Here is a 3,015-nt window from a genome sequence, read left to right as displayed (position 1 = left end):
GTAAAACCACTTTGGCGTTGTATGGTTAAGCCTCACGGGTAATTAGTACTGGTTAGCTTAATGTATCACTACACTTCCACACCCAGCCTATCAACGTTGTAGTCTTCAACGGCCCTTCAGTTAACTTAAAGTTAAAGTGAGAACTCATCTCGAGGCTCGCTTCCCGCTTAGATGCTTTCAGCGGTTATCGATTCCGAACGTAGCTACCGGGCAATGCAATTGGCATCACAACCCGAACACCAGCGGTTCGTCCACTCCGGTCCTCTCGTACTAGGAGCAGCCCCTCTCAATTCTCAAACGCCCACGGCAGATAGGGACCGAACTGTCTCACGACGTTCTAAACCCAGCTCGCGTACCACTTTAAATGGCGAACAGCCATACCCTTGGGACCGACTTCAGCCCCAGGATGTGATGAGCCGACATCGAGGTGCCAAACACCGCCGTCGATATGAACTCTTGGGCGGTATCAGCCTGTTATCCCCGGAGTACCTTTTATCCGTTGAGCGATGGCCCTTCCATTCAGAACCACCGGATCACTATGACCTACTTTCGTACCTGCTCGACGTGTCTGTCTCGCAGTTAAGCTGGCTTCTACCATTACACTAACCGTACGATGTCCGACCGTACTTAGCCAACCTTCGTGCTCCTCCGTTACTCTTTGGGAGGAGACCGCCCCAGTCAAACTACCCACCAGGCACTGTCCTCAACCCCGATTAGGGGCCTAAGTTAGAACATCAACACTACAAGGGTGGTATTTCAAGGACGGCTCCACACAAACTAGCGTCTGCGCTTCAAAGCCTCCCACCTATCCTACACATGTAGGGTCAATGTTCAGTGCCAAGCTGTAGTAAAGGTTCACGGGGTCTTTCCGTCTAGCCGCGGGTACACAGCATCTTCACTGCGATTTCAATTTCACTGAGTCTCGGGTGGAGACAGCGTGGCCATGGTTACACCATTCGTGCAGGTCGGAACTTACCCGACAAGGAATTTCGCTACCTTAGGACCGTTATAGTTACGGCCGCCGTTTACCGGGGCTTCGATCAAGAGCTTCGACCTAAGTCTAACCCCATCAATTAACCTTCCGGCACCGGGCAGGTGTCACACCGTATACGTCATCTTACGATTTTGCACAGTGCTGTGTTTTTAATAAACAGTCCCAGCCACCTGGTCACTGCGGCTGACTTCAGCTCCAAGCGCGAAGCTCTTCACCTAATGTCAGCGTACCTTCTCCCGAAGTTACGGTACAATTTTGCCTAGTTCCTTCACCCGAGTTCTCTCAAGCGCCTTAGTATTCTCTACCTGACCACCTGTGTCGGTTTGGGGTACGATTCGAAATAATCTGAAGCTTAGAGGCTTTTCCTGGAAGTAGGGCATCAGTAACTTCACATCCGTAGATGCTCGTCTCGTGTCTCAGCCTTAAGAACCCGGATTTTCCTAAGTTCTCAGCCTACACACTTTCACATGGACAACCAACGCCATGCTTACTTAGCCTGCTCCGTCCCCCCATCGCAATTATTCCAAGTACGGGAATATTAACCCGTTTCCCATCGACTACGCTCTTCAGCCTCGCCTTAGGGGTCGACTTACCCTACCCTGATTAACATGGGATAGGAACCCTTGGTCTTCCGGCGGAGGAGTTTTTCACTCCTCTTATCGTTACTCATGTCAGCATTCGCACTTCTGATACGTCCAGCATACCTCCCGGTACACCTTCAACCGCTTACAGAACGCTCCCCTACCCCGCGAATATACCCCGAAACTATCTCTGTCCAACTCAACACGTTGAACGCTTGACCGTTGGGCACTTCGTGCGTCAACGTTAATCTTAAAATAGTTTGGGTGGTATATTCGCAGCCGCAGCTTCGGTGGTATGTTTAGCCCCGTTACATCTTCCGCGCAGGCCGACTCGACTAGTGAGCTATTACGCTTTCTTTAAAGGGTGGCTGCTTCTAAGCCAACCTCCTAGCTGTTTTAGCCTTCCCACATCGTTTCCCACTTAACATACACTTTGGGACCTTAGCTGGCGGTCTGGGTTGTTTCCCTCTTCACGACGGACGTTAGCACCCGCCGTGTGTCTCCCGGATAGTACTTTACGGTATTCGGAGTTTGCAAAGGGTTGGTAAGTCGGGATGACCCCCTAGCCTTAACAGTGCTCTACCCCCGTAAGTATTCGTCCGAGGCTCTACCTAAATAGATTTCGGGGAGAACCAGCTATCTCCCGGTTTGATTAGCCTTTCACTCCTAGCCACAGGTCATCCCCTAACTTTTCAACGTTAGTGGGTTCGGTCCTCCAGTTGATGTTACTCAACCTTCAACCTGCCCATGGCTAGATCACCGGGTTTCGGGTCTATACCTTGCAACTAAGCGCCCAGTTAAGACTCGCTTTCGCTACGGCTACCCTAATCGGTTAACCTCGCTACAAAATATAAGTCGCTGACCCATTATACAAAAGGTACGCAGTCACAGGACGAGCCTGCTCCTACTGCTTGTACGTACACGGTTTCAGGTTCTATTTCACTCCCCTCACAGGGGTTCTTTTCGCCTTTCCCTCACGGTACTGGTTCACTATCGGTCAGTTGGGAGTATTTAGCCTTGGAGGATGGTCCCCCCATATTCAGTCAAAGTTTCACGTGCTCCGACCTACTCGATTTCACTTTAGATAAGTTTTTGTGTACGGGACTATCACCCTGTGTCGTCAAACTTTCCAGAATGTTCCACTAACTACACTAAAGCTTAAGGGCTGGTCCGATTTCGCTCGCCGCTACTATCGGAATCTCGGTTGATTTCTTTTCCTACGGGTACTTAGATGTTTCAGTTCTCCGCGTTCGCCTCATATGGCTATGTATTCACCATATGATACCTGTAAACAGGTGGGTTTCCCCATTCGGAAATCCTAGTCTCAAGCGCCTCTTACTGGCTCAACTAGGCTTATCGCAAGTTAGTACGTCCTTCATCGCCTCCAACTGCCAAGGCATCCACCGTGTACGCTTAGTCACTTAACCATACAACCCAAAA

Annotated in this window: 1 rRNA gene; it reads right to left on the bottom strand. The window is 50.3% G+C overall.

The window, feature by feature from the left end:
• Positions 1-21 precede the first annotated feature (21 nt).
• Positions 22-3,002, bottom strand: a 23S ribosomal RNA gene (locus tag BET10_RS04120).
• Positions 3,003-3,015 lie beyond the last annotated feature (13 nt).

This window comes from Pseudoalteromonas amylolytica, from assembly GCF_001854605.1.
GTDB lineage: Bacteria > Pseudomonadota > Gammaproteobacteria > Enterobacterales > Alteromonadaceae > Pseudoalteromonas > Pseudoalteromonas amylolytica.
This window is presented reverse-complemented; position numbering and strand designations above follow the sequence as displayed.